This window comes from Streptomyces sp. NPDC043812 (assembly GCF_056436245.1).
Map to the genome: position 1 here is coordinate 35,747 of NZ_JBWKCY010000027.1, position 25,477 is coordinate 61,223.

31 protein-coding genes are annotated in these 25,477 nt (G+C 70.8%); 7 read left to right on the plus strand and 24 right to left on the minus strand.

Annotation, left to right across the window (positions count from 1 at the left end; all coding sequences use genetic code 11):
* Window positions 1-26: 26 nt before the first annotated feature.
* Both AC067Z_RS31060 and AC067Z_RS31065 read left to right on the plus strand, forming a co-directional pair.
* Complete coding sequence (locus tag AC067Z_RS31060) at window positions 27-914, plus strand: NAD(P)-dependent oxidoreductase (RefSeq protein WP_478792980.1); 888 nt, start codon at window positions 27-29, stop codon at window positions 912-914.
* Window positions 915-1,047: 133 nt separating this feature from the next.
* Window positions 1,048-1,503 carry a carboxymuconolactone decarboxylase family protein gene (locus tag AC067Z_RS31065; RefSeq protein WP_478792981.1) on the plus strand — a complete coding sequence of 152 codons (456 nt, stop codon included), beginning with the start codon at window positions 1,048-1,050 and terminating at the stop codon, window positions 1,501-1,503.
* 41 nt (window positions 1,504-1,544) lie between these two features.
* On the opposite strand, the gene AC067Z_RS31070 is transcribed toward AC067Z_RS31065, so the two are convergent.
* The 4 genes from AC067Z_RS31070 to AC067Z_RS31085 all read right to left on the minus strand — a co-directional run bounded on the left by AC067Z_RS31070 (window position 1,545) and on the right by AC067Z_RS31085 (window position 5,963).
* Complete coding sequence (locus AC067Z_RS31070; protein ID WP_478792982.1) at window positions 1,545-2,351, minus strand: alpha/beta fold hydrolase; 807 nt, start codon at window positions 2,349-2,351, stop codon at window positions 1,545-1,547.
* A 149-nt stretch (window positions 2,352-2,500) separates the two neighbouring features.
* On the minus strand, window positions 2,501-4,507 hold the full coding sequence (locus AC067Z_RS31075) for a HelD family protein (protein WP_478792983.1): 2,007 nt from the start codon (window positions 4,505-4,507) through the stop codon (window positions 2,501-2,503).
* A gap of 32 nt (window positions 4,508-4,539) precedes the next feature.
* The gene (locus AC067Z_RS31080; protein ID WP_478792984.1) at window positions 4,540-5,166 is read right to left on the minus strand and encodes a TetR/AcrR family transcriptional regulator; all 627 of its coding nucleotides are present in this window, start codon (window positions 5,164-5,166) and stop codon (window positions 4,540-4,542) included.
* Window positions 5,163-5,963 (minus strand): TetR/AcrR family transcriptional regulator, encoded by an 801-nt coding sequence (locus tag AC067Z_RS31085; protein WP_478792985.1) that lies wholly within the window; start codon window positions 5,961-5,963, stop codon window positions 5,163-5,165. The genes AC067Z_RS31080 and AC067Z_RS31085 overlap by 4 nt, the downstream gene beginning before the upstream one ends.
* 122 nt (window positions 5,964-6,085) lie before the next feature.
* Here AC067Z_RS31085 and AC067Z_RS31090 point away from each other — a divergent pair, with 122 nt between their 5' ends.
* On the plus strand, window positions 6,086-7,108 hold the full coding sequence (locus AC067Z_RS31090; RefSeq protein ID WP_478792986.1) for an ATP-binding cassette domain-containing protein: 1,023 nt from the start codon (window positions 6,086-6,088) through the stop codon (window positions 7,106-7,108).
* A complete protein-coding gene (locus tag AC067Z_RS31095) occupies window positions 7,101-7,865 on the plus strand; it encodes an ABC transporter permease (RefSeq protein WP_478792987.1) in 765 nt (254 codons plus the stop codon). The genes AC067Z_RS31090 and AC067Z_RS31095 overlap by 8 nt, the downstream gene beginning before the upstream one ends.
* On the opposite strand, the gene AC067Z_RS31100 is transcribed toward AC067Z_RS31095, so the two are convergent.
* The 3 genes from AC067Z_RS31100 to AC067Z_RS31110 form a co-directional block, all read right to left on the minus strand.
* Window positions 7,846-8,973: a phosphotransferase gene (locus AC067Z_RS31100; protein ID WP_478792988.1), complete on the minus strand. Its 1,128-nt coding sequence runs from the start codon at window positions 8,971-8,973 to the stop codon at window positions 7,846-7,848. The genes AC067Z_RS31095 and AC067Z_RS31100 overlap by 20 nt on opposite strands.
* Window positions 8,974-9,219: 246 nt before the next feature.
* Window positions 9,220-10,011: an HAD family hydrolase gene (locus tag AC067Z_RS31105; protein ID WP_478792989.1), complete on the minus strand. Its 792-nt coding sequence runs from the start codon at window positions 10,009-10,011 to the stop codon at window positions 9,220-9,222.
* Window positions 10,012-10,039: 28 nt separating this feature from the next.
* A complete protein-coding gene (locus AC067Z_RS31110) occupies window positions 10,040-10,960 on the minus strand; it encodes a winged helix-turn-helix domain-containing protein (protein ID WP_478792990.1) in 921 nt (306 codons plus the stop codon).
* A 233-nt stretch (window positions 10,961-11,193) separates the two neighbouring features.
* Between AC067Z_RS31110 and AC067Z_RS31115 the strand changes: the two genes are divergently transcribed.
* Window positions 11,194-11,361 carry a hypothetical protein gene (locus AC067Z_RS31115; protein ID WP_478792991.1) on the plus strand — a complete coding sequence of 56 codons (168 nt, stop codon included), beginning with the start codon at window positions 11,194-11,196 and terminating at the stop codon, window positions 11,359-11,361.
* 49 nt (window positions 11,362-11,410) lie between these two features.
* Here AC067Z_RS31115 and AC067Z_RS31120 read toward each other — a convergent pair whose 3' ends face one another.
* From AC067Z_RS31120 to AC067Z_RS31130, 3 genes are all read right to left on the minus strand, one after another.
* Window positions 11,411-12,655, minus strand: a complete 1,245-nt coding sequence (locus AC067Z_RS31120; protein WP_478792992.1) for a GNAT family N-acetyltransferase — start codon at window positions 12,653-12,655, stop codon at window positions 11,411-11,413.
* Window positions 12,656-12,762: 107 nt separating this feature from the next.
* Window positions 12,763-13,725 carry an asparaginase gene (locus AC067Z_RS31125; RefSeq protein ID WP_478792993.1) on the minus strand — a complete coding sequence of 321 codons (963 nt, stop codon included), beginning with the start codon at window positions 13,723-13,725 and terminating at the stop codon, window positions 12,763-12,765.
* 71 nt (window positions 13,726-13,796) lie between these two features.
* Window positions 13,797-14,402: an RsiG family protein gene (locus tag AC067Z_RS31130; protein WP_478792994.1), complete on the minus strand. Its 606-nt coding sequence runs from the start codon at window positions 14,400-14,402 to the stop codon at window positions 13,797-13,799.
* A gap of 158 nt (window positions 14,403-14,560) precedes the next feature.
* Here AC067Z_RS31130 and dtd point away from each other — a divergent pair, with 158 nt between their 5' ends.
* Window positions 14,561-14,998, plus strand: coding sequence for a D-aminoacyl-tRNA deacylase (gene dtd / locus AC067Z_RS31135; protein WP_478792995.1), 438 nt, complete (start codon window positions 14,561-14,563; stop codon window positions 14,996-14,998).
* Between the two features lie 32 nt (window positions 14,999-15,030).
* Here dtd and ygfZ read toward each other — a convergent pair whose 3' ends face one another.
* The 6 genes from ygfZ to AC067Z_RS31165 form a co-directional block, all read right to left on the minus strand.
* The gene (ygfZ, locus tag AC067Z_RS31140) at window positions 15,031-15,996 is read right to left on the minus strand and encodes a CAF17-like 4Fe-4S cluster assembly/insertion protein YgfZ (protein ID WP_478792996.1); all 966 of its coding nucleotides are present in this window, start codon (window positions 15,994-15,996) and stop codon (window positions 15,031-15,033) included.
* 10 nt (window positions 15,997-16,006) lie between these two features.
* Window positions 16,007-16,474, minus strand: a complete 468-nt coding sequence (locus AC067Z_RS31145) for a Fur family transcriptional regulator (RefSeq protein ID WP_478792997.1) — start codon at window positions 16,472-16,474, stop codon at window positions 16,007-16,009.
* Window positions 16,475-16,514: 40 nt separating this feature from the next.
* Window positions 16,515-17,087 carry a heme-binding beta-barrel domain-containing protein gene (locus AC067Z_RS31150; protein WP_478792998.1) on the minus strand — a complete coding sequence of 191 codons (573 nt, stop codon included), beginning with the start codon at window positions 17,085-17,087 and terminating at the stop codon, window positions 16,515-16,517.
* A 229-nt stretch (window positions 17,088-17,316) separates the two neighbouring features.
* Window positions 17,317-18,189 (minus strand): hypothetical protein, encoded by an 873-nt coding sequence (locus AC067Z_RS31155; RefSeq protein ID WP_478792999.1) that lies wholly within the window; start codon window positions 18,187-18,189, stop codon window positions 17,317-17,319.
* A complete protein-coding gene (locus tag AC067Z_RS31160) occupies window positions 18,186-18,947 on the minus strand; it encodes a hypothetical protein (RefSeq protein WP_478793000.1) in 762 nt (253 codons plus the stop codon). The genes AC067Z_RS31155 and AC067Z_RS31160 overlap by 4 nt, the downstream gene beginning before the upstream one ends.
* Window positions 18,944-19,753 carry a hypothetical protein gene (locus AC067Z_RS31165; protein WP_478793001.1) on the minus strand — a complete coding sequence of 270 codons (810 nt, stop codon included), beginning with the start codon at window positions 19,751-19,753 and terminating at the stop codon, window positions 18,944-18,946. The genes AC067Z_RS31160 and AC067Z_RS31165 overlap by 4 nt, the downstream gene beginning before the upstream one ends.
* A 106-nt stretch (window positions 19,754-19,859) precedes the next feature.
* Here AC067Z_RS31165 and AC067Z_RS31170 point away from each other — a divergent pair, with 106 nt between their 5' ends.
* On the plus strand, window positions 19,860-20,222 hold the full coding sequence (locus tag AC067Z_RS31170; protein ID WP_478793002.1) for a DsrE family protein: 363 nt from the start codon (window positions 19,860-19,862) through the stop codon (window positions 20,220-20,222).
* On the opposite strand, the gene AC067Z_RS31175 is transcribed toward AC067Z_RS31170, so the two are convergent.
* The 8 genes from AC067Z_RS31175 to AC067Z_RS31210 form a co-directional block, all read right to left on the minus strand.
* A complete protein-coding gene (locus tag AC067Z_RS31175) occupies window positions 20,216-20,479 on the minus strand; it encodes a DUF3099 domain-containing protein (protein ID WP_468280845.1) in 264 nt (87 codons plus the stop codon). The genes AC067Z_RS31170 and AC067Z_RS31175 overlap by 7 nt on opposite strands.
* Window positions 20,480-20,599: 120 nt before the next feature.
* Entirely contained in the window at window positions 20,600-20,887 is a 288-nt protein-coding gene (locus AC067Z_RS31180; protein ID WP_478793003.1) for a DUF1416 domain-containing protein, read from the minus strand.
* 30 nt (window positions 20,888-20,917) lie between these two features.
* Window positions 20,918-21,757 (minus strand): sulfurtransferase, encoded by an 840-nt coding sequence (locus tag AC067Z_RS31185; RefSeq protein WP_478793004.1) that lies wholly within the window; start codon window positions 21,755-21,757, stop codon window positions 20,918-20,920.
* Window positions 21,758-21,904: 147 nt separating this feature from the next.
* Entirely contained in the window at window positions 21,905-21,988 is an 84-nt protein-coding gene (locus tag AC067Z_RS31190) for an Ms5788A family Cys-rich leader peptide (protein WP_353850233.1), read from the minus strand.
* Between the two features lie 178 nt (window positions 21,989-22,166).
* A complete protein-coding gene (locus AC067Z_RS31195; RefSeq protein ID WP_478793005.1) occupies window positions 22,167-22,916 on the minus strand; it encodes an LmeA family phospholipid-binding protein in 750 nt (249 codons plus the stop codon).
* Window positions 22,917-23,057: 141 nt separating this feature from the next.
* Entirely contained in the window at window positions 23,058-24,254 is a 1,197-nt protein-coding gene (locus AC067Z_RS31200; RefSeq protein ID WP_478793006.1) for a hypothetical protein, read from the minus strand.
* Window positions 24,190-24,444 (minus strand): MoaD/ThiS family protein, encoded by a 255-nt coding sequence (locus AC067Z_RS31205; protein ID WP_389396846.1) that lies wholly within the window; start codon window positions 24,442-24,444, stop codon window positions 24,190-24,192. Before AC067Z_RS31205 ends, AC067Z_RS31200 begins: the two co-directional genes overlap by 65 nt.
* Before the next feature lie 44 nt (window positions 24,445-24,488).
* Window positions 24,489-25,328 carry an alpha/beta hydrolase family protein gene (locus AC067Z_RS31210; RefSeq protein ID WP_478793007.1) on the minus strand — a complete coding sequence of 280 codons (840 nt, stop codon included), beginning with the start codon at window positions 25,326-25,328 and terminating at the stop codon, window positions 24,489-24,491.
* Window positions 25,329-25,477: the final 149 nt, after the last annotated feature.

Consider the following 25,477-nt stretch of genomic DNA (forward strand, 5'->3'; position numbering starts at 1 on the left):
AACAGCATTTTCACGGGAGTTGAGCCATGTCCATGCACTCCGAACAGTCTGCCGTCACCGTGCTCGGTCTGGGGCCGATGGGCCGGTCCCTGGCCGGTGCGTTCCTGGACGCGGGCCTGCGGACCACGGTCTGGAACCGGACACCGGGCAGGGACCGGGAGCTGGTCGAGCGCGGCGCGGTCGGCGCCCTCTCGGCCGAGGAGGCGGTCGCGGCGAGCCCGCTGACCGTGGTCTGCGTGGTGAACTACGAAGCGGTGGACGGCATTCTGCGGCGGGCCGCGGTCACTGATGCGCTCAAGGGACGCACCGTCGTGAACCTGACCGCCGACACCCCCGACCGGGCGCGTGACGCCTCGGACTGGGCTGCCGGGCACGGCATCCGATACCTGGACGGTGCGATCATGACGCCGACCACCACCATCGGAACGCCCGACGCGGTGTTCATCCTCAGCGGTCCGGAGGAGCTCTACCGGGAGCACCGGCCGGTACTGGACGCGCTGGGCGGCATCCACACGCACCTCGGTGAGGAGATCGGCCGGGCAGCGGCGTACGACATCGCGCTTCTCGACATCTTCTGGACGGCGATGGCGGGCTACGCGCACGCCCTGGCGGTGGCGCGGGCGGAGGGTGTCACCGCGCGGGAGCTCGCACCGTTCGCCAAGGGGATCGGCGCGATCCTCCCACCGCTCTTCGAGGCGACCGCGGAGGAGGTGGATGCCGGCACCTTCTCCGGTGAGGGCAACCCGATCACCTCGGCGGCATCGTCCATCGCGCATATCGTCCACACCTCCGAGGCCCACGGCATCGACGCGAGTGTGATGCGCGCGGTCGAGAGCCTGACCCGCCGCGTCGTCGAACGGGGCCACGGCGCCGACGGGTTCATCCGGGTCACCGATCTCCTCGGCCGCGGCTGACGGGTCCCCCCGGTCCTCGATCCTCGCGAGAAAGTTTTCGCATTCACTGCCCCGAACTCGTCACATCCCTCCTCCCCGATCCGTCAGTGCAGTGACGGACAAGGAACGAAGAAGCCATGAGGAGAGAGCAACGATGAAGGCTCGTATGAACAACCCCGCGGTCGTCCTTCCCGAGGCCGTGCAGCCCGTCCTCGATCTGCTCAAGGTTGCCCGCAAGGGCGGAGTGCCGCATTCCACACTGGAGTTGGTGCATCTGCGGGCCAGCCAGATCAACGGGTGCAGCTACTGCGTGGTCGGCGGCGCCGAGAGCGCGCGCAAGGCCGGCGAGACCGACCAGCGGCTCTTCGCCCTCGCGGCCTGGCGTGAGGCGCCGTTCTTCGACGACGCCGAACGCGCCGCGCTCGCCCTCACCGAGGCCGCGACCCGCCTGGCCGACTCGTCCGACGGGGTGCCCGACCATGTGTGGGACGAGGCTGCCAGGCACTACGACGAGCGCCAGCTCGCCGCGATCACGCTCATGATCGGCGTGACCAACCTGTTCAACCGGCTCAACGCCACGACCCGCCAGGTCGCGGGCGCGACCTGGTAGGTGGCGGAGTGCGCGCAGGCGGGGTACGTACCCCGCCTGCGCTACCTCGGCAGTCGCCCCAGGAAGTCCAGCAGCGCCGCGTCGAAGTCCGCCGGGCGCTCCAGGTTCGGCATGTGCGCCGCCCCTTCGACGATCGTCAGCGTCCCGTCCGGCAGCAGGGCGTGCATCTCCCGCGCGTCGGTGACCGGCGTGTACGTGTCGTCCGCGCCGACCACCACCAGCACGGGCACCGACGCCCCGGCCAGCGAGGCGCGGTAGTCGGGGCGTTCGGCCCGCCCGCGAAGCGCGGCGGCGGCGCCCTCCGGAGCGGTGGCCCGCATCATGGCGAGGACATGACGGGCGACCTCGGGGGTGCCGGTGACGTTGTACGGGGCGATCATCCGGTCGATCACCTCGTCCGCGTACCCGCCGATCCCCTCGGCGAGCAGCCGGTCCGCCATCGCGTTGCGCACCGCCTTGCCCTCGTCGCTCTCGGCAGCCGGTGAGGTGTCCGCCAGAATCAGGGCCCGTACGCGCTCCGGGAACAGCCGGTGGAACTCCATCGTGATCTGACCGCCCATCGACAGTCCCCCGACCACGGCCCGTTCGACACCCAGCCGGTCCAGCAGCGCCGCGGTGTCCTCGGCGAACACGGACAGCGGTGTCGTGCCCGGGACGACCTGGCTCGTGCCGTAACCGCGAAGATCCGCGGCGATGACGCGGTATCCGGCGCGGGTGAGCGCGACGGCCTGGGGATCCCAGATGCTGCGGTTGAACGGATGCCCGTGGACGAGGACGACAGGCAGGCCGTCGGCCGGACCGCGGTCGTCGTAGCCGATCGAAATGCCGTTCACGGTAAGGGAGTTCATGCCGGTCAGCCTAATCCGCGCACGGTGGCGGACGATCCGGGGGCACGTCACCGGCCGTGCGCGCCGACGCCTGCGGGTAAGCGGCTGTCCACGGGATCGCCGCTGCCCGTTCGAGAGCTGCCGCCGTGGGGAGACCGGAGCCGCGCGCCTCAGGCGCCCCCGGCCATTTCCGGCGGGAGCGGACGCGTGTGCAGCACGTCGAGACGGGAGACCGCGCGGGTGAGGACCACGTAGAGCCGGTGCAGCCCGCGCGGCTCGGCCGCCACGATCGCCGCGGGTTCGACGACCACGACATGGTCGTACTCGAGGCCCTTGGCGAGCGTCGCGGGCAGGACGGTCACCCGGTCCGGGGCGTGCCCCGACAGAGCGGCACGCAGCCGTTCCGTGTCCGCGCCGGCCGCCGCGATGACACCGACCGAACCCTCGCGGGCGAGTGCCGCCCGTACCGCGTCGCTCGTCGCGGCCGTGATGTCGTCGACCGCGCGGATGGTCAACTCGCCGTCTCCGCGCAGCGACCGCGCCACCGGAACGTCCACGTCCAGCGCACCCACCAGCCGGTTCGCCAGCTCGACGATCGCGGCGGGGACCCGGAAGCCGGTGGTCAGCGTGACGACCGCGCCGTGTTCCTTGCCCAGGTGGGCCAGTTGGGCGGCCCAGTCGCGGGCCGCCCACGGCGTGGTGCCCTGAGCGAGGTCACCGAGCACTGTCAGAGAACCGAAATCCGCCCTGCGGGCGATGGCACGGCACTGCATCGGGGACAGGTCCTGTGCCTCGTCGACGACGACATGGCCGTAGCCGGCGGGGCGTTCGACAAGGCCCGCGAGTTCGTCGAGGAGGACGAGGTCGGCCGCTGACCACTTCGCCGAGCGGTACGAGCGCGGCGGTTTCGCCCAGCGGATCGCGTCCTGCTCGTCGTCCGTCAGCAGCGGATCGCGCGGGTCGGTGAGCAGCCCGGCCAGCACCTCCTCGGGCTGGGTCCTCGGCCAGACCGTGTCGGTGAAGGCCGCGACGGCCCGCGACCGGGTGATTTGCTGCACCCAGGTGTTGTTCACGGGCCAGGCCCGCCGTTCGGCCCGGAGCCGGATGGCCCGTACGGCACGGCTGCGGACCCGCTCGCGGCCGACGGCGTACGGGGGCGCCTCCTCGCGCACGTCGTCGACGATCCGGGCCAATTCGTCGAGCGGGACGCGCCAGCGGTAGGAACCGTCGGGCACGACGAGCGGTTCGGCGGGCAGGGCGACCCGCGTGTACAGGGCGCGGTGCAGGACGGCGGCCATGCGGATGTCGTGCTTGACGGTCGCGGCGGCCGGCGTGTCCTCGCCCCGCACCTCGTGGCGTGCGATCTCCTCGTCGACCGTCGACTGGCGGATGCCTGCCTCCCCGAGCGCGGGCAGCACCTCGCGGATGTAGGACAGGAACGTCCGGTTGGGGCCGAGGATCAGCATGCCGCCGCGGCTGATGCGCCGGGGGTGGGTGTAGAGGAGAAACGCGGCCCGGTGCAGACCGACGGCGGTCTTGCCGGTGCCGGGGGCACCCTGCACACAGACGGTGTCGCCGAGCGGGGCGCGTACGAGGTCGTCCTGCTCGGGCTGGATGGTGGCGGCGATGTCGCGCATCGGACCGACCCGCGGCCGTTCGATCTCGCCGGCGACGATGGCGCTGTCGCGCGACTCTCCCGCGCCGAGGTGCTCGTCCTCCAGGCCGGTGAGGTCCGCCGAGTCGCCCGTGCTGTACGGCGCCCAGCCGAACCGGCGGCGTACGGCAACGCCCTGGGGGTCACGGGCGCTCGCCCGGTAGAAGGGGCGTGCGACGGGCGCGCGCCAGTCGATGACGAGCGGCGGGGACGCGGGGTGCTCGCTGATGCGGCGGCCGATGTGATGGCACTGCCCGTCCTCGTGGTCGAGGCGCCCGAAGAACAGCGGCCCCGGAGGTTCCTCGCGCAACTCCTTGGCCTGGCTGCGCAGTTGGTAGCCGAGGGCTTCGGCGTCCGCGCCGGACGCGGAGACGTCGGCACCGGTGGCGACCTGGTGGTCGGCGCCGTCGGCCATCGCGATCAGCGCGGCGCGGCATGTGTCGTGGAAGGCGCGTTCCCGGCCGAGTGCCTGACCGAGTGCGTCACCGGGGGCATGGTTGTGGGCATGGTCGAGGGGCGTCATTCCGGGAAGAATAACGTAACCAAGTAACGTTTTTAACCAGGGAATCCTTCTCGCAGCTGAACGAAGGCGAGATCCGCGGCCGACACCGCGTCCGGAGCGACCTGGTCCGCGCCCTCCCCCGCCGCGATCCGGCGCCAGTTCTCCTCCGCGAGGATGCGCTGCACGGCGACGATCTGACCGGCCGCGAGCAGAGCACCGAGCCCCGCACCCATCACCTCGCCCAGTTCCCGCGCGAGCGCCCGCTCCGACCGGTCCCGGTAGGCGTGGAGCCGGGCGACCAGGCTCGGCGTGCCGTACAGCAGCCGGTGGAACGCAAGCACCCCCTGCTCGTCGCTGAGGCCGGTCACCGGGTCGCGGCGCGCGAGGCCGTCGAGGAAATTCCGGTGAAGCGCGTCCAGCGGCGCGACACCCTCCGCACGCCCCCCGGCGACGACGCGGGCGGCCTCGTCCTCGTGGTCGGCGAAACGGTGCAGCACCAAGTCCTCCTTGGTGGGGAAGTAGCGGAAGAGGGTCGGCTTGGAGACGTCGGCCGCAGCCGCGACCTCGGCCACCGACACCGCGTCGAAGCCCTTCTCCAGGAAGAGGGTGATCGCGGCGTCGGAGATCGCCCGGTACGTCAACTGCTTCTTGCGCTCACGCAGCCCCGGCTCACCGCTCATCCGCGTCCACCTCCCTCGCACTGCTCCGCACGCCGTGCGATCAGGACCTCCACCCCGTCCAGCACGCGATCGAGGCCGAAGACGAACTCCCAGTCGGGGTCGTCGGGTTCGTACATCACCCGGCTCTCCATCAGCCGCGCCAGCGCCGGATAGCGGTCCGGGTCGGCGAAGCGCTCCAGCGTGCGGGCGTGGGCGCGCATGACCTGCTCGGGCGACCTGCCGCTCGCCGCGATGGCGGCACCCAGGTCCGCCATGAGCATCGCCTCGTTCCGCACGAAACCGCCGAGCAGCAGGATCACCGAGATCTTCTCGCCCTCGTCGAGCGGGGTGTCCGCCAGGGCGGCGAGGCCCCGGTCCCACCAGGCGACCGAATGGGGGGTGGCCGGCGGGCCCGAGATGGGGATGCGCAGCATCCACAGATTCCGGTGGAAGACCTCGCGCTGCGCGCGGGCCCACGCCTCCAGGCACTCCCGCCAGCCCGTGCCGGGCGCGGGGGGCTCGGGAGGCAGGCCGAAGGCGGCCTCCTGCATCAGGATGTAGAGCTCGTCCTTGGCGGCGACGTACCGGTAGAGGGACATGGTCGACACGCCGAGCTCCTTGGCGACGCGCCCCATGGAGACGGCGGCGAGGCCCTCGGCCGCTCCGACCGCGAGGGCCGCCTCGACGATCCGGTCGACACCGATGCCGGGCTTGGGGCCCTTGCCCGGCCGCTCCCGCAAGCCCCAGGCGGCCTCGATGCTCGGCGGCAGACCGTACTCCTCGTCCGCGCCCGCACCCGCTCCCGCACTGTCCGCCATCGCCTCCGCCTCTCCGCTTGACGCCCATCCTAGTAATGCGTAACCCTTACGCAGTAACGCGTATGGCATACGCAGAAGAATCCAGGAGCGCGACCCGGAGCACGCACGGAGAGGGGACCCCCATGGCATCCACCCTGTCGACACCGGCAGTCGAGGAGCCCGAGGCGGCGATCGAGGCCGAAGGCCTGCGCAAGTCCTACGGCAAGGTGCCGGTGCTCGACGGCGTCGACCTGCGCGTCGCACGCGGCAGCGTCTTCTCCCTGTTGGGACCCAACGGCGCCGGCAAGACGACCACCGTGCGGATCCTCGCCACGCTCACGACCGCCGATGCCGGCCGCGCCCGGGTCGGCGGCCACGACGTCGTCGCCGAGCGCGCCCGGGTGCGCAGGGCTATCAGCCTCACCGGCCAGTTCGCCGCGGTCGACGAGAAGCAGACCGGCGAGGAGAACCTGCGCATGATGGCCCGCCTCTGCGGACTGCCCCGTACGGCGGCGCGCCGCCGCGCCACCGAACTCCTCGAACGTTTCGGCCTCGCCGCCGCCGGTCGTCGCCTCGCCCACACCTACTCGGGAGGCATGCGCCGCCGTCTCGACCTCGCCGCCGGACTGGTCGCAGAGCCCGACGTCGTCTTCCTCGACGAGCCGACGACCGGTCTCGACCCGCGCAGCCGCCAGGAGCTGTGGCAGGTCGTGCGCGATCTGTCCGGCGGCGGTACCACCGTCTTCCTCACCACGCAGTACCTGGAGGAGGCCGACCGGCTGGCCGACCGCATCGCGGTCATGGACGGGGGCCGTGTGATCGCCGAGGGCACGGCCGCCCAACTGAAGGCCAGGGTCGGCGGGCACCGCCTGGACCTGGAGTTCACGGACTCGGCCGCCTACTGGCGGCACGAGTCGCGCGCCGTGCACCGCTCCCCCGACTCTCTCACCCTCGGCCTGGCGACGGACGGTTCAGCGGCCCAGGTCCGCGCACTGCTCGACGAGATCGATCCCGACCGGCGCGATGTGACCCGCTTCCGCCTGCACACGACGACGCTCGACGACGTGTTCCTTTCCCTCACGCACTCGGGCACCGGCGCCGACGGGACAACGGGCTCCGACACCAACACCGACACCGACGGCCGAACGGAGCCCGCCCATGTCTGACGCACCCGGCCCCCTGGTCCCCGCCCTGACCATGACCGGCCGCTGCATCCGCCTCAGCCGTCGCGACGTCGACGCGCTGATCACCTCCCTGATGCTGCCGCTCATGCTGATGCTGGTCTTCATCTACTTCTTCGGCGGGGCGATCAACACCGGTACGCAGTACGTGAATTACGTGGTCCCGGGCATCCTCGTGCTGTGCGCCGCCTTCGGCGCGGCGGGTACGGCTGTGCGTGTCAGCGAGGACATGAAGGGCGGCATCATCGACCGCTTCCGTTCCCTCGACATCGGCGGTGCGTCGATCCTCGCGGGCCATGTCGCGGCGAGCACCCTGCGCAATCTGCTCTCCACCGCGCTCGTTCTCGGCGTCGGCCTGCTCATCGGCTTCCGTCCGTCGGCCTCGGCGGCCGGCTGGCTCGCGGCGGCGGCCGTCCTGCTGGTGTTCCTGGTGGCGATGTCCTGGCTGTCGGCGGCCGTCGGACTGCTGGCGCGCACCCCCGAGGCGGCGGCGGGCTTCACGTTCTTCATGATGTTCCTGCCGTACCCGAGCAGCGCGTTCGTGCCGATCCACACGATGCCGACCTGGCTGCACGACTTCGCCGACCACCAGCCGGTGACCCCTGTGATCGAGTCCCTGCGCGGCCTGCTGCACGACCAGCCCGTGGGCTCGGCACCGTGGCTGGCCCTGGCGTGGTGCGCGGGGATCCTCGCGGTGGCGGTGGCGCTGTCGACGGTGCTGTTCAGGGTGCGGACGGCGTAGCCGTCGGCCGGGCACCGGCCCGCAGCCAGCCCCCGTACGCGGACATCACCTGGGGAACGGTGGGCACATGCCCGAGCCCGAGCGGTTCCTTCGCGGCCTCGAGAGCCCGCCGGATCTTCCAGGCCGCGATCGGCAGCGCCGCCCGGTGCGGATCCTCACGCGGCCCCAGGGCCACCGCCGCGCGGATGACATCGGTGAAGACGGACTGGATGCGCTTGTAGGTGAGCAGATGCGGAAGGTCCCGCCGCCATTCCCGGGTGGCACCGGGGCGGGCCCCCTCCACGGCGTCGGCCCACAACTCGGCGACTCGTTTCGCGTCCCGTTGCGCATAGCGCATGAGATGCAGATGGGTGGCCAGCTCGTAGAGGGGATCGCCGATCATGGCGAGCTCCCAGTCGATGGTCCACAGGTCGCCGGCCCGGTCCTCGATGAAGTTGCGGCGGTGCAGGTCCCCGTGGACGAGCGTGAAGGGGCGATGGGCCAGCAGCCCTTCGGGCAGCCTCAGCGCCTCCAGCGCCGACCGTCGTACGCCGAGGCGCTCGAACAGCTCGCCGTACTCGTCGGCGTTGCGGTCGTGGACCTGTGTCGCCGTGAAGGCGATCAGCCGGTTGAGGAACGCGGTCGAATCGTCCTCGATGGCCGGATGCCCGTCGGGCAGGCAGGTCCGCGGCATGTCGTCGAACTCGTCCGTCTTGATCGAGACCATCTGCCGGAACAGCGTGCCGAGCTGACGCTCGTGGTGCCCGGACAGGGGGCGGCCGGGCAGCGGCCCGCTGCTCGGCAGCCGGCCCTCGATGAAGCCCTGCAGAAAGACGCCGGGCGCCACTTCCGCAGATTCCGGAATGCGGTCCACGCGCTCGTGCAGCAGACGCAGCAGCAGGTCCTCGGAGGCGAAGCAGCGGCGGTCGTACCACAGCACCCCGCTGCGCGGTGAGCGCAGCTTTCCCCGGACGTATCGCGGGCGGAGTGGATTGTGCGGCGCCAACGGAAAGGCGTACGTCTCGTGGTGGTACCCCCTGAGGGGGCCCACGATCGCGCGGTCGCCGCCGTCGCTCCACTGCACGGCCTGCCGACGAACCTCGGAGTCCGCTTCCGCCTCGACTGTCATCGTTGGTGCCCTTGGTGCTCCGGATCAGGAACTGATTCGAGGAAAATTACCCCTCCGGCCGGCCTTTCGTGGGGAGCTCCGTGCCGACATCGTCAGACCGGGCCGAAATGCCCAGCTCCGGGCGGAGCCGGCAGGGCGCGACCGACCGGAGGCGTTACCCGCTCGGGTGACGGCATCCTGTGAAAATACAGCAGTGGACAACTCATGTCAGTTGGTCGGCGAAGTCGGCCAACTCTCCAGGAGTGGTCAGGCACTTGGCCGGCCGTCGAGCGGACGGCCGGTGTCCAGGCCGTTCAGGACGGGCAGCAGCGCCGTCATGGTCGACACGATGTGCGTCGCCCCCGCCCGGGTGAGTTCCTCCCGCTTCTGCTCGCTGCGCGCGTAGCCGAGGAACGGGACACCGAGCCGGTCGGCGGCCAGGCAGTCGGCCTCCGAGTCACCGATCATCACCGATTCGGCGGCGGTACGGCCGGTCGTCGCCAGGGCCTGCACGAGGCAGTTCGGATGCGGCTTCATGAGATGCGGGTCGGGCGTCCGGCCGTGTATGTGGTCGCCGAAGTACACCGAGAGGCCCCGGCGGCCGAGATACTTCCGGACCGCGGCCGCGGAGTTGTTCGTCGTGACGGCGAGCTTGAAGCCGGCGCCGGCCAGACGGGGTATGAGCCGGTCCGTGCCGTCGGCGGGTGTCGCGTGCTCCGCGGCCCGCAGTTCGTGCCCGGTGAGCTGTGCCTCCAGCTCGGCCACGATGTCCGGCAGGCCGGCCGCCGCCTGTCGCAGGAGGGCGAGCGGATCGTCCATGTGCTGCGGCTCCACCGGCACGACGACCGAGGGACCGTAGCGCTCGGTGATCCAGGCCCGGAGCTCGGCGGCCACGTTCTTCGACGGATGGCCGCTGAACAGATGACATATCGGTCCGTCGAAGTCGAAGAGAATGCACTTGGCGGCGCCGAAGAGGTCGAGCACAGCGGTCGGGTGCGCGTCGATCACATCGCTCCGTCCGTCGGGGCAGCGACGGCTGCCGACGCCGTCACTCCCCATGGTGCCCGCAACAGCGGTCGCAGGACGCCTAGTCGGCGTCCGGAGTGTCCTGCCGAACGGTGGCCGATGGGCTGCCGAGCTTGATGTCCCTGGCGAGCGTGCCCCAGAGACTGTCGAACCACTCCTGCGACTGCGTCACAAAGACCTCGTCGCGGAGCGGCCCGGACGTCTCGAACGGGAACAGCACCGACTTGTTGCCGAGCGTGTCGAAGATCTCGGACCGGGTGCCCCCGATCTTCTCCTCGCGCCGGGACACGTTGTAGAACGCGAAGAGCGCCTCGGTGCCGTTCAGCAGATAGAGCTTCACGATCGGCGTCACCGGCAGCGTCTTCAGCGTCACCTCGACGTCGATGCCACGGGTCATCAGCGCTTCCAGACTCATGCTCAGCACGCCTCCGTGGCCGTCGCGCCTCCGCAGCCAGTGCGCGTGCACCTTGTCCTCACCGACCGACTTCCCGGCCGGGCGGGGGAACGCCAGATGGAGATCCCTCGCGGGCACCAGTACCCGGACCCGCACGCTGCGGGGCGTCAGCTCACCGGCCTGGACGCGCCGCAGCGGCTCGGCGAGTGCCTGGTTGAGGGTCTCCGTCGTCAGGCAGATCGCGTCGATCCGCACGTCACGCGCCTTGAACGCCTCGATGATGCGCGGTCCGAGGCCTGCGGCCGTCTGCTGCGGCTCCTCGGGCACCGACGTCTGATCGGAGCGCGAGGCGACGCGGGGCGACGCGCCCTTGCCCCCTACGGTGATCAGACCGGCCTTGCGCAACAGGGCCTGGGCCTGCCGGATCGTGCGCCGTTCCACCCCGAACTCGGCGGCCAGCTGCTCCTGCGTCGGAATCCGCTGGCCCTCCCGCAGGAGGCCCGTCCGGATGCGCTCGGTGAGGTCGCCCGCCACCTGGCTCGGTGTGGGCGTCCCGCTGCCGTTCTGCGCGTGGTGCTCAGGGGTCACACCATGAACGTTACAACTTATGGACATCTTGGGGGAGTTACCTGCAGCTTGTTTATCTATCTCGGCCAAGTGGGGACAACTTCAGTGAAGTTGGCAACCAAGTTGGCCAACCAGAGGCACAGCGCCGATGATCGCTCGCCCCCTGCTCGCCCGTCCAGAGTCGTACGGGTGCCGCGCGCGGACTCGTCCGCACATCCCCCGCAGCTCCGCTCCCCATCCGAGGAGGGATCGCCGTGCCCTTGATCACTCTTGTCATCGAGCAGTACGTGCAGTGGCGCTTCGGCCTCTCGGCCGCGGTCGGCTTCGCTCTCCTGGCCGTCGGCGTGAAGGCGGAGAATGCCGCCTGCGCCGGAATCGGCGGCCTTCTGCTCATGGCCCCCGCCATGGCCCCCGGCGCCTGAGGCGCCGCCCCCGGCCCGGACCCGGCCACGGGTCCGGGGCCACCCCGGCTCAGAACACGTCCGGGCACCACGGGCGCCGCGCCGTCCGGAACACGGACTCCGCCACCGCCGCCGCGCCCGGCGTCGACTCCTCCAGCCGCCCCAGCGCGGCCAGCCGCACCGCCGAGACGTCGCCCAGGTACAGCGCCCCCAACTCCCGTACGTCCAGCGTCAGATCCGGCGTCCTGGTCGACGGCGCGCACACCGCGCCGTCCGGCGAGACGTCCAGGCCGAAGCGGCCCCCCGCGAGGCCGGCCTGATCCACGATCTCCATCACCAGGGACGCGGACACCGTGTACGTGCGTGCCTGGAGTGCCCGTACGACGTCCAGGATCCGCACCCACAGGAAGTCCGCCTGGGTCACCACCCGCGCAGCCCTCGGGTCGGGGAGCAGGTCGGGCAGCAGGTCGTCGGGGGCGCGGTAACCGGAGCGGACCGTGGTGATCCAGTCCACCGAACACACGAAGTGCCACAACGCACGCTCCGCGGCCGGGGTCACCGCGATCAGATCCCGCACGGAGGCCGTGTTCAGCGGCTGCTTCCCGTCGCCCCACTTGTCGTCCGCGCCGTAGGTCAGCAGCCCCTCGGCCTCGCCGGACGCCGAGCGGTACACCGCGTGGAACGGCTCCGTCCAGGGATCCCACGGCGAATGCGACCCGTCCGTGGTGCGCTGCCACCACCGCTCGTCGCGGCTGACCACACCGTGCTGCCGCTCCGCGAGCCGCCCGTGCAGCTCGGGTCCGGTCTTGCGTACGTCGATGCCGTCGACGAGATCGACGCGCCCGCCGTCGTCCGGACGCGACCAGCGGCCGTCGAGACCGGAACGGGGCACGTCGACGGCCCATTCGGTGACCGAGGAGGCCGGGCCGAAGCCGAACCGTCCGTAGATCGGGTACTCGGCGGCGATCAGGGTGGAGACGACGTCGCCGCGCTCCTTCGCCACGGCCAGATCCGCGGTCATCATGCGGCTCAGCAGTCCGCGGCGGCGGTGCGTCGGCGACACGGTCACGTTCGACACGGCGTTCGCCGGTATCCGGGCCCCGCCGACCACCGTGAGCTGCTGGGCGAACGTGCGGTACGTGGCCACGCAGCGCCCGCCGGCGAACGCTCCCCGCACCCGCGCCATGTCCGTGTGGGGACGGCGGCCCGCGACCTCCGCGTCCGTGATCACCGGCGGACGGAGGAAGCCGGTGTTCAGCGCCCGCAGCCAGTCGGGGTACTCGGACTCGTTGATCAGGCGCGTCTCGACAGTCATGCCTGACACGCTAGGCGGACCGACACGCGGCCCGCATCAGGATTTCAGCGCCTCCGCAGCGGCCGGCGGCACCACGGGTGCGCCGCCTCCGGACCGCCCGTCACGCCTCAGAACGCCGCGCGGATCTCGCCCACCTCGACCCCGCCGCCGAGCAGCGGCATGCGCCCGATCCTGGCCACCACGGGCGACTCCACGCCCATCATCCGCAGTGCCCGCGCCAGCACCGGACCGAGCGCGCGCGTCGCCCCGTCCTCGACCTTGAACGCCAGCGCACGCCCGTCGGCCAGCGCCACCGCCTGCACCGCCTCGGCGCCCATCTTCGACAGCGCCCCCGGCACCTCGCGCATCAGCCAGGTGTCCGGCCGGCGGGTACCGGCGACGTACTCGGGATGGGCCCGCATCGCGTCGGCGACCCGGCGCTCGGCCGAACCGGGCTCCGCGAGCACGAAGTGACGGAAGGCGCGCGCCAGTCCGGTGAGAGTGATGGCCATCAGCGGCGCGCCGCAGCCGTCCGTGCCGACGGCCGTGACCGGCTCCCCGGCGGCCTCTTCGACGACCGTGTGCACCAGCCGCTGCAGCGGGTGCGAGGGGTCCAGATAGGTCGTGCGGTCCCAGCCGTTCAGTGCGCAGGCGGCGAGCATCGCGGCGTGCTTGCCGGAGCAGTTCATGGCGACCTTGTCGCGTACGTGCCCGGCCGCGAGGTAGGCCTCGGCCTCCACCGGGTCCAGCGGGAGATCCAGCGGCGTCCGCAGATCGTCGGCCGTGAGCGAGTGCTCGGCGAGCATCGTGCGGACGAGGTCGAGGTGGAAACGCTCGCCCGAGTGGCTGGCGGCGGCCAGCGCGAGCCGCTCGCCGGACAGATCGAGGCCCGCGCGCAGCACGGCGGCGGCCTGCATGGGCTTGTTCGAGGAGCGGGGGAAGACGGGTGCCGTGGGGTCGCCGAGCGCCAGCTCGACGCTGCCGTCCGCCGCGAGCAGGACCAGTGAGCCCCGGTGATGGCCCTCGACGAAGCCCGAACGGACGACCTCGGCGAGAACCGGGGATATGACTGCGGTGGCGGAGGGGGTCATGACGGGCGGGCCTTCCGGAACATGCGACCCGCCCGCGAGGGCCGTTCCGGAGGATCGCCCCGAGGACCTCGTCAGCCGAGCAGGTCGTCTACTTGCGCTTCGCCCTCACGGTACCTGCGGGCAATCTCGCCACTGCAATCGTCGGCGGTGTGCTGAAGCTGCTGCCTGCGGCGCGAGACCTGCTGTTCGTAGGCGAACAGCCGTCCCATCGCGGTGTGCAGCTCCTCGTCCGTCCGGGCGTCGAGGTCGGAGAGACCGACCTCGTCGAGCATCTCGGAGGCCAGCCGGCGGTACTCCTCGCCGCGGGGTGTCGAGAGCGTCACATGCCGGGCGGACGACCCGCGCCGTGAGGGGGCGTCGGCGAGGATCTCGGAGAGCCGGTCGACGACCGGGGCCTCCGGGTCCGCCCGGCGCGCCAGCTCGGCCCGCAGGATGTCGATACGGCCCTGCACCAGCCGCCGGACGTAGCTGAGGTCGGCCTCGTCGCGCTGCGAGTCCCGGCGCAGGGTGCGCAGCTCGGGCAGGCGCAGTGCGCCGAGGTCGTGCTGCGGATGCTCGGGCAGCCTGCCCCCGGCACGATGCTGGGGCGGCCGGCGCGCCGCCGGGATCTCGGACGGCCGGTCCGACACGGAAACCGGTACGGGACCCAGTGGCCGCCCGGCGCCAGAAGTGCTCATGTGCGTAGTCCGTCCCCTCGACCGGTGCATTGGGGTCTCCCCGGGCCCGGAGGGCCCAGGGGCTGCACCGCCTTGGTGCATCGTGCCACTCGATACGTCCGTTCGCATGCGGTCTGCACCCGTTCGGCCCCGAATGGCGGCCGGGTAGTTTTCTCCGTATGCGTGCAGTGGTGCAGAGGGTGGACGGCGCGAGCGTCGTCGTGCCGGGCGAATCGGGTCCGGAGACAGTCGGCGAGATCGTGGGCGAGGGACTGTGTGTGCTGGTGGGCGTCACCCACGAGGACACCAAGGAGAAGGCGGCCCAACTGGCCCGCAAACTCTGGTCCGTTCGCATGCTCCAGGACGAGAAGTCCTGTTCGGACGTGGACGCGCCACTGCTGGTGATCTCGCAGTTCACGCTCTACGGCGACGCCCGCAAGGGCCGCCGCCCCACCTGGAACGCGGCTGCGCCCGGCCCGGTCGCCGAACCGCTGGTGGACGAGGTCGTCGCCCAGCTGCGGGCGCTGGGGGCGACCGTGGCGACGGGCCGGTTCGGAGCGCAGATGCGGGTCTCGCTCACGAACGACGGCCCGTTCACGGTCCTCGTCGAGATCTAGGGTCCTTCGTTCGGATCAGGGCCGGGCCCGCCCTACGGCTCGACGACGGTCTCCTGCGCCGCGGCCGTGTCCCCGGCCATCAGCTCCGCGTCCACGGGCACGTTCCGCTTCACCAGGGCGAGCGCGATCGGCCCCAGCTCGTGGTGGCGCCCCGACGTGGTGACGAAGCCCAGCTGCCGGCCCTCGTCGCCGTCCGCGGCCAGCCGGATCGGGCTGCCGGGCGCCGGCAGATGCACCTCGCTGCCGTCCAGGTGCAGGAACACCAGTCGGCGCGGCGGCTTTCCGAGATTGTGGACGCGCGCGACGGTCTCCTGGCCGCGGTAGCAGCCCTTCTGCAGATGGACCGCGCTGCCGATCCAGCCGAGCTCGTGCGGGATGGTGCGGTGGTCGGTCTCGAAGCCGAGCCGGGGCCGGTGGTTCTCGATGCGCAGCGCCTCGTGGGCGAGGATCCCGGCCGCCGGGCCGTGCTGCGCGGCGAACGTCTCCAGGTCCTCGCGCGGCAGGAACAGGTCCCGGCCGTACGGGGTCTCCCGTACCACCACGCCCTGCGGAGCCTCCGCGATCGAACCCGCGGGCAGATGGACCACCGCGAACTCGTCGGTGCGGTCGGCGACATCGACCCGGTAGAAGAACTTCATCGACTCCAGGTACGCGATCAGCGCCTCCTGGGTGCCCGGCTCGACATGCGCCCACGCCGTCGTGCCGTCGTCGACGAGATACAGGGCGTGCTCGATGTGCCCGTTCGCGGAGAGGATCAGCGCCTCGGTGGCCTGCCCGGCGGGCAGCTCGCTCACATGCTGGGTGAGCAGCAGATGCAGCCAGCTGAGCCGGTCGTCGCCGGTGACCGTGACGACCCCGCGGTGCGAGAGGTCGACGAAGCCGTTGCCGTCGGCGAGTGTGCGCTGCTCACGGAACAGGTCGCCGTAGTGTGCGGCGACCCCTTCGTCACGACCCTCGGCGGGAACCGCGCCGGGCAGGGACAGGAGAGGGCTCTTCATACGAGCAAGCCTACGACCCGCCGGACTGCGTCTCCCCGGCCGCCTCCGCAGCCGCTTGCGCCTTGCGCGTGCAGTCCTCGCACCGGCCGAAGATCGCGAAATGCTTCAGATCGGTGTCGAACCCGAACGTCGTCCGCAGCTTCGCGGTGAAGTCCGCCGCCACCTGCACGTCCGCCTCGATCACGTCCGTGCAGTCCCGGCACACCAGGTGCAGATGGTGGTGCCGGTCGGCGAGGTGGTAGGTGGGGGCGCCGTGGCCGAGGTGGGCGTGGGAGACCAGACCCAGCTCCTCCAGCAGCTCCAGCGTCCGGTAGACGGTGGAGATGTTGACGCCGGACGCCGTCTTGCGCACCTCGACGAGGATGTCGTCCGGAGTGGCGTGCTCCAGGGTGTCGACGGCCTCCAGGACAAGCTGGCGCTGCGGAGTCAGCCGGTAGCCGCGCTGCCGCAGATCGCTCTTCCAGTCGGTGCTCACCACGCCCCCAGTGTAGGCAGCGCTGCCGCTCGTGACGGGGCTCCTACTTGAAGAAGGCGATGCCGTCGTCGGGCAGGTCGCCGAGGTCCTTGGCCCAGGACGCGACCTCCTCCTGCGTGACGACCTTCTTCAGGTGCGCCGACATGTAGGGCCGCAGCGGCACCTCGGGGGTGGACTTCTCGCCCACCCACATCAGGTCGCTCTTCACGTAGCCGTACAGCCGCTTGCCGCCGCTGTACGGGCCGGAGGCCGCGGTACGCGCCACGGCGTCCGTCACCAGGTCGATCTGCGGCTTCTGGTCGGCGAGCTCGCCGTACCAGATCTCCACGATGCCCTGGTCGCGCACCATGACGACCTCGACCTTGCGGTCCTTGTCGATGCGCCAGTAGCCGCTCTCGCTCTCCAGCGGCCTGACCTTGTTCCCCTCGGCGTCGAGGACCCAGGAGTGCGAGACGTATTCGATGAAGTCCCGGCCGTCATGGCTGAAGGTGACGGACTGGCCGAAGTTGCACTTCTCGGCACCTGGGAAGTCCGATACGCCCGCACCCTCCCAGGTGCCGAGGAGGAACGCGAGGGGGACGAGGTCCGGATTCAGGTCGGACGGGATCTCGATCATGAGCAGCTCTGTCGATCAGTAGAGGTACGGGGTGACTAACGCTGACCCTGGTACAGCTTCTTCACAGCCAGACCGGTGAAGGCGAGAACGCCGACGCAGACCAGGACCAGCAGGGCTTCGAAGAAAACGATCACGGAGTGCTCCTCGAATGAGCGGTGAAGGCAGAACGGGCCGGACTCCAGCTTAGTGGGGTCCGGCCCGGCGCTCGCCGTGAGGTCTGCCTCGCGCGTCAGCCCAGGAGCTGATTCTGCAGAACGACGGTCTGATGGAACGGGACGTCGGGAGCAGAGCCCTTGCGGGAGTGGACGATCAGGGCGACGGTGTCGCCGGCCTGGAGGTAGGCCTGGCGGGTGTGCTCGGGGCCGTACGGCCTCCCCTCGGTGTAGAGCGCCACCTTCGCCTTCCCGTCCGCCGGGGTCTGCGGCTCCCAGCCCTCGTCGATCGCGACCTCTCCCGTGGCCGACTTCAGCGCCATGTCGGGCGACAGTCCGGCGCCAATCGTGCCGTTCATGTAGCGCTCCGCCATCGATCCCGAGTGGAACCGGAGGAGGTAGACACGGGCCGTGGTGCCGTCGGGCATTGTCCAGCCGCGTGCGGTGATGTGCCGGACGGCGTAGTCGGACAGAGCCTGCCGAAGGTCGGCGCGGTGATCCTTCGCATACTCGGACGCGTACTGGTCGTCGCTCACCCAGCCGCCGTCCAGCTTCTTGTCGACCGTGGCTCCGGCCGGCGCGGGCAGCAGCAGTTTGCGCAGATCGGCGTGGTGGATCTCAAACGTGTTGCCATCGGTGAACGGCCGCTGATGCCCGGCGGGCAGCGCCGGAAGCGACAGCTCCGGGTAGTCCCAGCGTCCGTCGCTCTTCGTGGCGAGTCCGGGGAGGTCCGAGCGGTCCGTACCCGCGATGCCGAAGGCGGTGCCCGTCCCGAGCCCTCCGCAGACCAGAACGGCGGCGGTCCAGCGCGCGACGGCCCGCAGAACGCGCCGGTCGCGCGGCGGGGCGGCGACGGTGTCGGGGGCCTCTTCAGGTGCCGGCGGGGCGACGACCGGGGCGGCGGCGGAGGGCTCGGGTACGGCCGTGGTGGTGTCGGTCTGCTCGGTCATACGTACTCTCCCGGCGAGGCGATGTGGTCGAGTTGTTCCTTCACCATGTCCGCGACGATGGACTCGTCGAACGGCGCCTCACCCGTCGCGCCGACGCTGATCAGGTTCCCGGCGTCGTACGCCCAACACTGCATTCCGGCGAGTCCCGTGGCGTACTCGGACGCCCCTTCCAACAGCTCCACCTCCGGCGTCTCGAAGCACGCGGAGTTCTTGTGTCCGGTGATCTTCGGGCCGCGGTCCAGGTCAAGCGTCTCGGCGAGCTCCGTCATGGTCTCGAACGCGTCGCGGGCACGGCTGTGCTTCATCTGCACGATCTGCACCGTGACCAGGGCGGGATTCAGGTACGACCCGTCCAGGGCGAACGAACGGATCCCGACGCCCGTGAGACCGAGCGCGTCGATCTCCTTCTCGAAGTTCCGGCGTTCGGAGCCGGTCAGATCCTGCCCCTGCTCCTTCATCAGGGCGACCGCCTGCTTGGCGCTCAGCTCGGTGTCGTTGCCGAATTCGTCCGAGTCCGGGCCGAGCCGGGATCCGTCCGGTACCGGAAGCAACAGCTTGCTCAACGGAGTTGAGGTCCTGCCCTTGTGGGTATTGGCCGCCGGGTCGTCGGACGGCTTTTCCTCGGCATCGGCCCAGACGGTGGTGGGGACCGTGCGGTCCGCTCCGTCGACGGTGACGACGCTGTAGGCGATGGCGCTGCCCGCCGCGGCGAGGGCGACGAGCGCGGCCAGTGCGGTACGGATCATGGACGAGGTCATGAGAGGCGCTCCAGCTGCTGTTCGGCCAGCGAGCGGACCTCGCTCCTGCTGATCCGTTTCGTGTCGTAGACGACGAGGTCGACTGCCACATCACCCCGGTGGAAGACGGCGCGTGCCACGTACACAGGGCCACTTCCCCGGGAGTTGATCGCCGGTGAGACGTAATAGCGGCCCTCACCGCTGCCCTTGATGGCCTCGCCCTTTGCGTCCTGCATGGCCGCGGTTTGTTCCATCGCGTGGCTGATCGCTCCCGACCCGGAGCGGAACTGCAGCAGCCGGACCGCCACACGCTTGTGCTGCCCCTGCTCCCACGCGACCGCCGCGATACGGCGGATGTCCCAGCCTGCCATCTGATCGAATATGTGGCCGGGGTTCCCGAAACCCGCGGCGTAGTCCGCGGGGTCCATCCAGCCGTCGTCGATCGCCCAGAAGTCGGACGCCCGCGCCCCCTTGGGCTTCGGCACCAGCAGCTTCCGCAGGTCGCCGTCCGTCTTCACCCGGCTGTCCTCCGCCGCGGAGAGCGGCTCGGGCTCCTGGCCCGCCGGAAGCGCCTTGGCGGGGTACGCCAGCCCCGGCTGGTTGAGTGCGGGGAGCGGGTCCGGCGCGCGGTCCGCCTGGATGCGGTACCCCACCGCTGTGCCGCCGCTGATTCCGATCACCGCGGCCACGGCGAGCAGCAGGACCGTCGGCGCGGCGCGCCGAGGGCGCCGGGCCGGCGGCTCCTGAGCACCCGGCTCCTGAGCGGGTGCCTCCTGAGCAGGTGGCACCTGCTCGTCGGGCCCCACGCCCGGCTCTTCGATGTTCAACAGTGTCCCCCCACGAGACCTGAAGCACGGATTCCGTTAATCCGCGCACCCCCCTGACCCACGAGGCGACACCGGGGTTGTGGCCATGCGCATTACAGTTCGGCATATGCCGAATAAGCTCGTGATCAAAGTGACCGCAGGCGCCGACGCCCCCGAGCGCTGCTCGCAGGCCTTCACCGTGGCCGCCGTCGCCGTGGCCAGCGGGGTGGAGGTGTCACTCTGGCTGACGGGCGAGTCCGCGTGGTTCGCGCTGCCGGGGCGCGCGGCCGAGTTCGAGCTGCCGCATGCCGCTCCGCTGCCGGATCTCATCGAGTCGATCCGGGCGGGCGGGCGGATCACGCTGTGCACCCAGTGCGCGGCGCGCCGGGACATCACCGAGAAGGACGTGCTGGACGGCGTCCGCATCGCGGGCGCGCAGGTGTTCGTCAGCGAGACGGTGCAGGACGACGTGCAGGCCCTCGTCTACTGACGCGGGCGGCGCTTGCCGTCGAGCTCGTCCCACCACTCGTCGGACTTCGGGTCGCCGCTGGGGTCGTCCCACCAGCGGTCGTCGGGTCCCCGCCGGTTCGCGACCATCGCGGCGACGGGCGGGATGACCATGGCCACGACACACATGCCGACGGCGACCGGGACCGACCAGAGGCGCACGACGGCCCAGGCGGACACGAAGAGGACGAGGCATCCGCCCATCATCAGGAAGTAGTTACGGCGCCGTCGCGCGTACATGCCTTCAGCGTACGACCGCGGGACCGCACGACCGAAGGGCCGCACCTCGTTCCCGGTAAGCGTCCAACCCCCAGGAGGTGCGGCCCTTCGGCCGGTCTTCAGTTCCGCACGTACCGTGCGTCAGACGGCGATCGCGACCTCGGCGAGGCCGCCCGTCTGGGCGACGACCGTACGGTCCGCCGTGGCACCGGGGACGAGGGCGCGCAGCGTCCACGTGCCCTCGGCCGCGTAGAAACGGAACTGTCCGGTCGCCGAGGTCGGGACCTCGGCGGTGAACTCGCCGGTCGAGTCCAGCAGGCGCACGTAACCGACGACGGGCTCGCCGTCCTTGGTCACCTGGCCCTGGATGGTGGTCTCACCGGGCTTGATCGTCGAGGCGTCCGGGCCGCCGGCCTTCGCTCCACACATGTTTCGTCCTCAGGGGTCGGGGTCAGCGGATTACTTGTTGGCGCCGAGTTCGATCGGCACGCCGACGAGGGAGCCGTACTCGGTCCAGGAGCCGTCGTAGTTCTTGACGTTCTCGACGCCGAGCAGCTCGTGCAGCACGAACCAGGTCAGCGCGGAGCGCTCACCGATGCGGCAGTACGCGATGGTGTCCTTCGCCAGGTCGACCTGCTCGTCGGCGTAGAGCTCCTTGAGCTCGTCGTCCGACTTGAAGGTGCCGTCGTCGTTGGCGTTCTTCGACCACGGGATGTTGCGGGCGCTCGGCACGTGGCCGGGACGCTGCGACTGCTCCTGCGGGAGGTGGGCCGGGGCGAGCAGCTTGCCGCTGAACTCGTCGGGCGAGCGCACGTCGACCAGGTTCTGGCTGCCGATCGCAGTGACGACGTCGTCGCGGAAGGCACGGATGGAGGTGTCCTGCGCCTTGGCCTTGTACTCGGTGGCCGGGCGGGCAGGTACGTCGGCAACCAGGTCGCGCGAGTCGAGCTCCCACTTCTTGCGGCCGCCGTCGAGCAGGCGGACGTCGCCGTGGCCGTAGAGCTTGAAGTACCAGAAGGCGTAGGAAGCGAACCAGTTGTTGTTGCCGCCGTAGAGGACGACGGTGGAGTCGTTCGCGATGCCCTTCGCCGACAGGAGCTTCTCGAAGCCCTCCTGGTCGATGAAGTCACGGCGGACCGGGTCCTGGAGGTCCTTGGTCCAGTCGATGCGGATCGCGTTGGTGATGTGGTTCTTGTCGTACGCCGAGGTGTCCTCGTCGACCTCGACGATGACAACCTTCGGGTCGTCGATGTGGGCCTCGACCCAGTCGGCGTCTACCAGGACGTCGCTGCGGCTCATGCTTCTTCTCCTCCGGGGCAGTGTGCGGCGGTGGTGCGCGAGGGATGGTGCGCGAGATGTGCGGGTACGCGGGGAAACGCGTCGATCAGCACGGGGTGGCCCTGACAGAGGGTCGAAGGGCCTGAGGGATACGGGTGGGGAACCCGCTCAGACAGGGCGACAGAGCATGGCGGCGACGCGGCACAGGTCTACTGCCCGCCGCTTCGTGAGATCCGCCTGTCGCTGCTTCATGGGTCCGATCGTAGGGACGATTCGACGGCCATGTCACCGGTGTGTCGTATCGTGAGACGCGATCGTCCACTATGCGGTACGAAAAAGGGGACGAGCCCCCGCCCACCGCTCGCGCGGAGGCTTCGAACCCGTCCCCATCTGCCCACCGGACGCCGCCGTCTCACCATGCGGCCGGGGTTCAGCCCGTCAACGCGACATCCGTGCCCGTACCCGAGAAGCGCACCCCGGAATCCGCCACCGCGACCTTGTCCAGCTTGACGCTCGACGGCAGCCCGTCGATCTCCAGGTCGTAGTCGACCGCCTTGCGGAGCTTCTCGTCGAAGCCCGGCACCGGCAGCTGCGGCAGATCCTCCGCCTTCAGCCGCACGGTGCTGCCGCCGCTCAGACCGACAGTGCTGTAGGTGCTGATCTGCTGGTCGCCGATCAGCGCCTTCACCCCGCCCGGCAGGGAAACGCCCGCGCCCTCCAGCAGCTGGACGAGCGGACCGGTGACCTTGACCTGCCCCCTCGCGGCGCGCTCACGGCCGGCGTAGCTCACGGTGGCGCCCTTGGGAGCGGCCTTGGTCAGGTCCTCGTAGGAGATGTTCGCCGAGCCGTCGGCGCGGCCGGCGGTGGCGGAGGAGAAGCTGCTGTCGATCCGCACCTGGCGCAGCTCGGCCTTCACCTCGGTGACGTTGACCTCACGGCCGCCGGCGGTGGCGGTGATCCCGGCGAGGCTGACATCGACCTCGTCCAGCTCCTTGCCCATGACCTGGGTGAGGAACGGGAAGCCCTTGATCGACACCTCGGGCGTCTCCGACAGCCCCTGGCTGCTCTTGATCTTGTCGGCCGTCTCGGATTCGGCCATGCCCACCGTCAGCCGGTCGGCGGCGACGAAGAGGCCGCCCAGGATCACGGCGACGATCAGCACTATTCGCAGCGCACGCATTTTTCGGTGTCCCCCACCCTGTTCCGTAGCCCCGGCTGCCACAGGAGTGAATCAGGCCGGACGACGCCATCTGCTCAATGATCGACGTTCGAGGGGCGCCATTGGTTCCGACAGCATGTCAGCAGCCCTTCGGGCGCGTGACTACACGAGTACGCGGCCGATCAGCCAGACCAACGGGGCGGCCGCGGCCAGCGGGAGAGCGACGCCCGCCGTCATGTGGACGAAGCGCGAGGGGTAGTCGTAGCTCGCCACCCGAAGCCCGACCAGGGCGCACACCCCGGCCGCGAGCCCGAGCAGCGCGCACTCGGCGCCCAGGTCCGTGAGACCTCCCGCGGCGATGCCCGCCCCGGCCGCGGCCAGCAGCGACACCACGACGGACACGGCTTCGGGCAGTGGCAGCGCGCGGGCGACCACGGTCACCGCGACGGCGACCGCGCCGACGGTCACCGCCTCGGGGGCTGCGGCGAGATGCCCGGTCGCCAGGATCGCGAGCGCGGCCGAGGCGACCGTGGCCATCAGCCCGTACATGCGCTCGTCGGCGCCCGCGTGACTGCGCAGCTGGAGCACCAGCGTGAGCAGCACCCACACACCGAGCGTGCCGATGATCGCGGCGGCCGCGTTCTCACGGCCTGCCGTCAACAGCGCGGCATCGGCGGCCAGTCCGCCCGCAAAGGCGAGCGCGATGCCCTGCCGCGCGGGCCACATGCCGTTGAGCCGGAACCAGCCCGCCGCCGTCACCGCCTGCAGCAGCACCAGCGGGACCAGCAGCGCATAGGTGCCGATCGCCGCACCGCCGGCGAGCAGCAGACCGAGCACCGCGGTCAGCCCCGCGGGCTGCATGCCCGGCGGGATGATCGGCGAACGCCCCTCGGCGCGGGCCCGCTGAGCATCGGTGATCCGTGCGTTGCCACCGGTCGTGGGCGTGCTGTAGCCCTCGGGGGCGGGATTCACGGGCTGCTCGGGGGCGGGCGCGGCGTGCACCTCGGGCGGCAGCGGGGACGCGGTCACGGGCTGCACCGGCAGATACGAGGTGCCCTCGGCAGCGGACTGCTCCGCCGGGCGCACGATCGGCTGGTACTGGGTGTCCCACGTCTCGCCCTGCCAGGTCTGCGTCGCACCCGGGTCCTCGTACCCCTGCTGCCGGTACTGGTCCTGCGCGGGGTCCTGGGCCCGGAAGGGCTCCTGCTGCGGCGGGTACGGCGCCTGGCGGCCGTACGGCTCGTAGGCCCCGTAGCCGTACGGATCCTGCTGATCGCTGCTCATGCTGTGCGGTTCACCCTCCTGCGAACGGCGGGAGCACCTCGACCGTGCCGCCCTCGGCAAGGCGTACGGTCTCATGGCTCCGGGTCCCGACGGGGTCACCGTCGACGAGGAACGAACACCGTCGGAGTACCCGGGTCAGCTCGCCCGGGTGCCGTTCGCGCACCGCGTCGAGCGCTTCCGCCAGCGTCCCTGCGGCGTACGGCTCCTCCGCGATCCCGGCCGCCGCCTTTGCCGCGGCCCAGTAGCGGATGGTCCCCGCTGCCATAGCGGCACTCCTCTCGTTCGTGTCGCGCCGCCCTCCATGATGGGTCATCGGCGGACGAGCCAGTCCGCCAGCCGGGTGAGCAGCGCCTCGTCGGCGGCGTTCTCCGCGTGGCCCATGCCGGGTTCCAGCCAGAGTTCGGCCGAACTGCTCTCCGCCGCCGCGGCCAGCATCCGCGGGTGATCGAGCGGGAAGTACGGGTCGCTGTCGCCGTGGACGATCAGCAGCGGGGTCGGCGCGATCAGCGGGACGGACTCCACCGGGGACAGCGGGACCGGATCCCACTCCTGTGGATGGATACGGGTCCGGAAGCCGTAGCGGCCCACCAGCCGGCCCACCGGCCGCGTGACCACCCAGTGCAGTCGGCGCATCGGGGCCGTACCCCGGTAGTACCAGCGGGCGGGCGCACTCACCGCGGCCACCGCATCGGTGCGCGCCTGTGCACGCCCCCCGTGCTTCTCCGCGCCGGCCCCCGTATACATCGCCGCGTGACGCAGCACGACCGAGCCGCCCATCGAGAATCCGACCGTCACCACACGGGCGTATCCGAGAGAACGCGCCCATTCGACCGCGGCGGCCAGATCGAGAACCTCGCGGTCTCCGACGGTGGATCCCCCGCCGGAACGGCCGTGCCCGCGGAAAGAGAAGGTCACCACTCCGGCCTGGGCTGCGAAGACTCCCGCCGCACGGCGCACGGCGGGCCGGTCCGCGGAGCCCGTGAACCCGTGCGCCACAACGATCACCGTCTCCGCGGAGCCCGCCCTGCACGGCTCGTGGAACGCCTCGATCGCGACCCCGTCGAGGGCACGCAATGTTGCACGTCGGGGGCGGGAAGAGATCGAGGACACGTCCACAGTGTGAAATCGGCCCTCTCCGGCGGAACTCATGTGGGCTATTCTGCTGGGCAGAGGATCCGGGCAATGCAGCCCCCGGGTCCTTTTGTGTTTTCCGGCCGTTGTTACGGGCTGGTGAACAATGCCTCACAAAGGCTCTCAGGCGCGCGAGAGCCCTGTACGAAGCAGTGCACGTCCTCGCA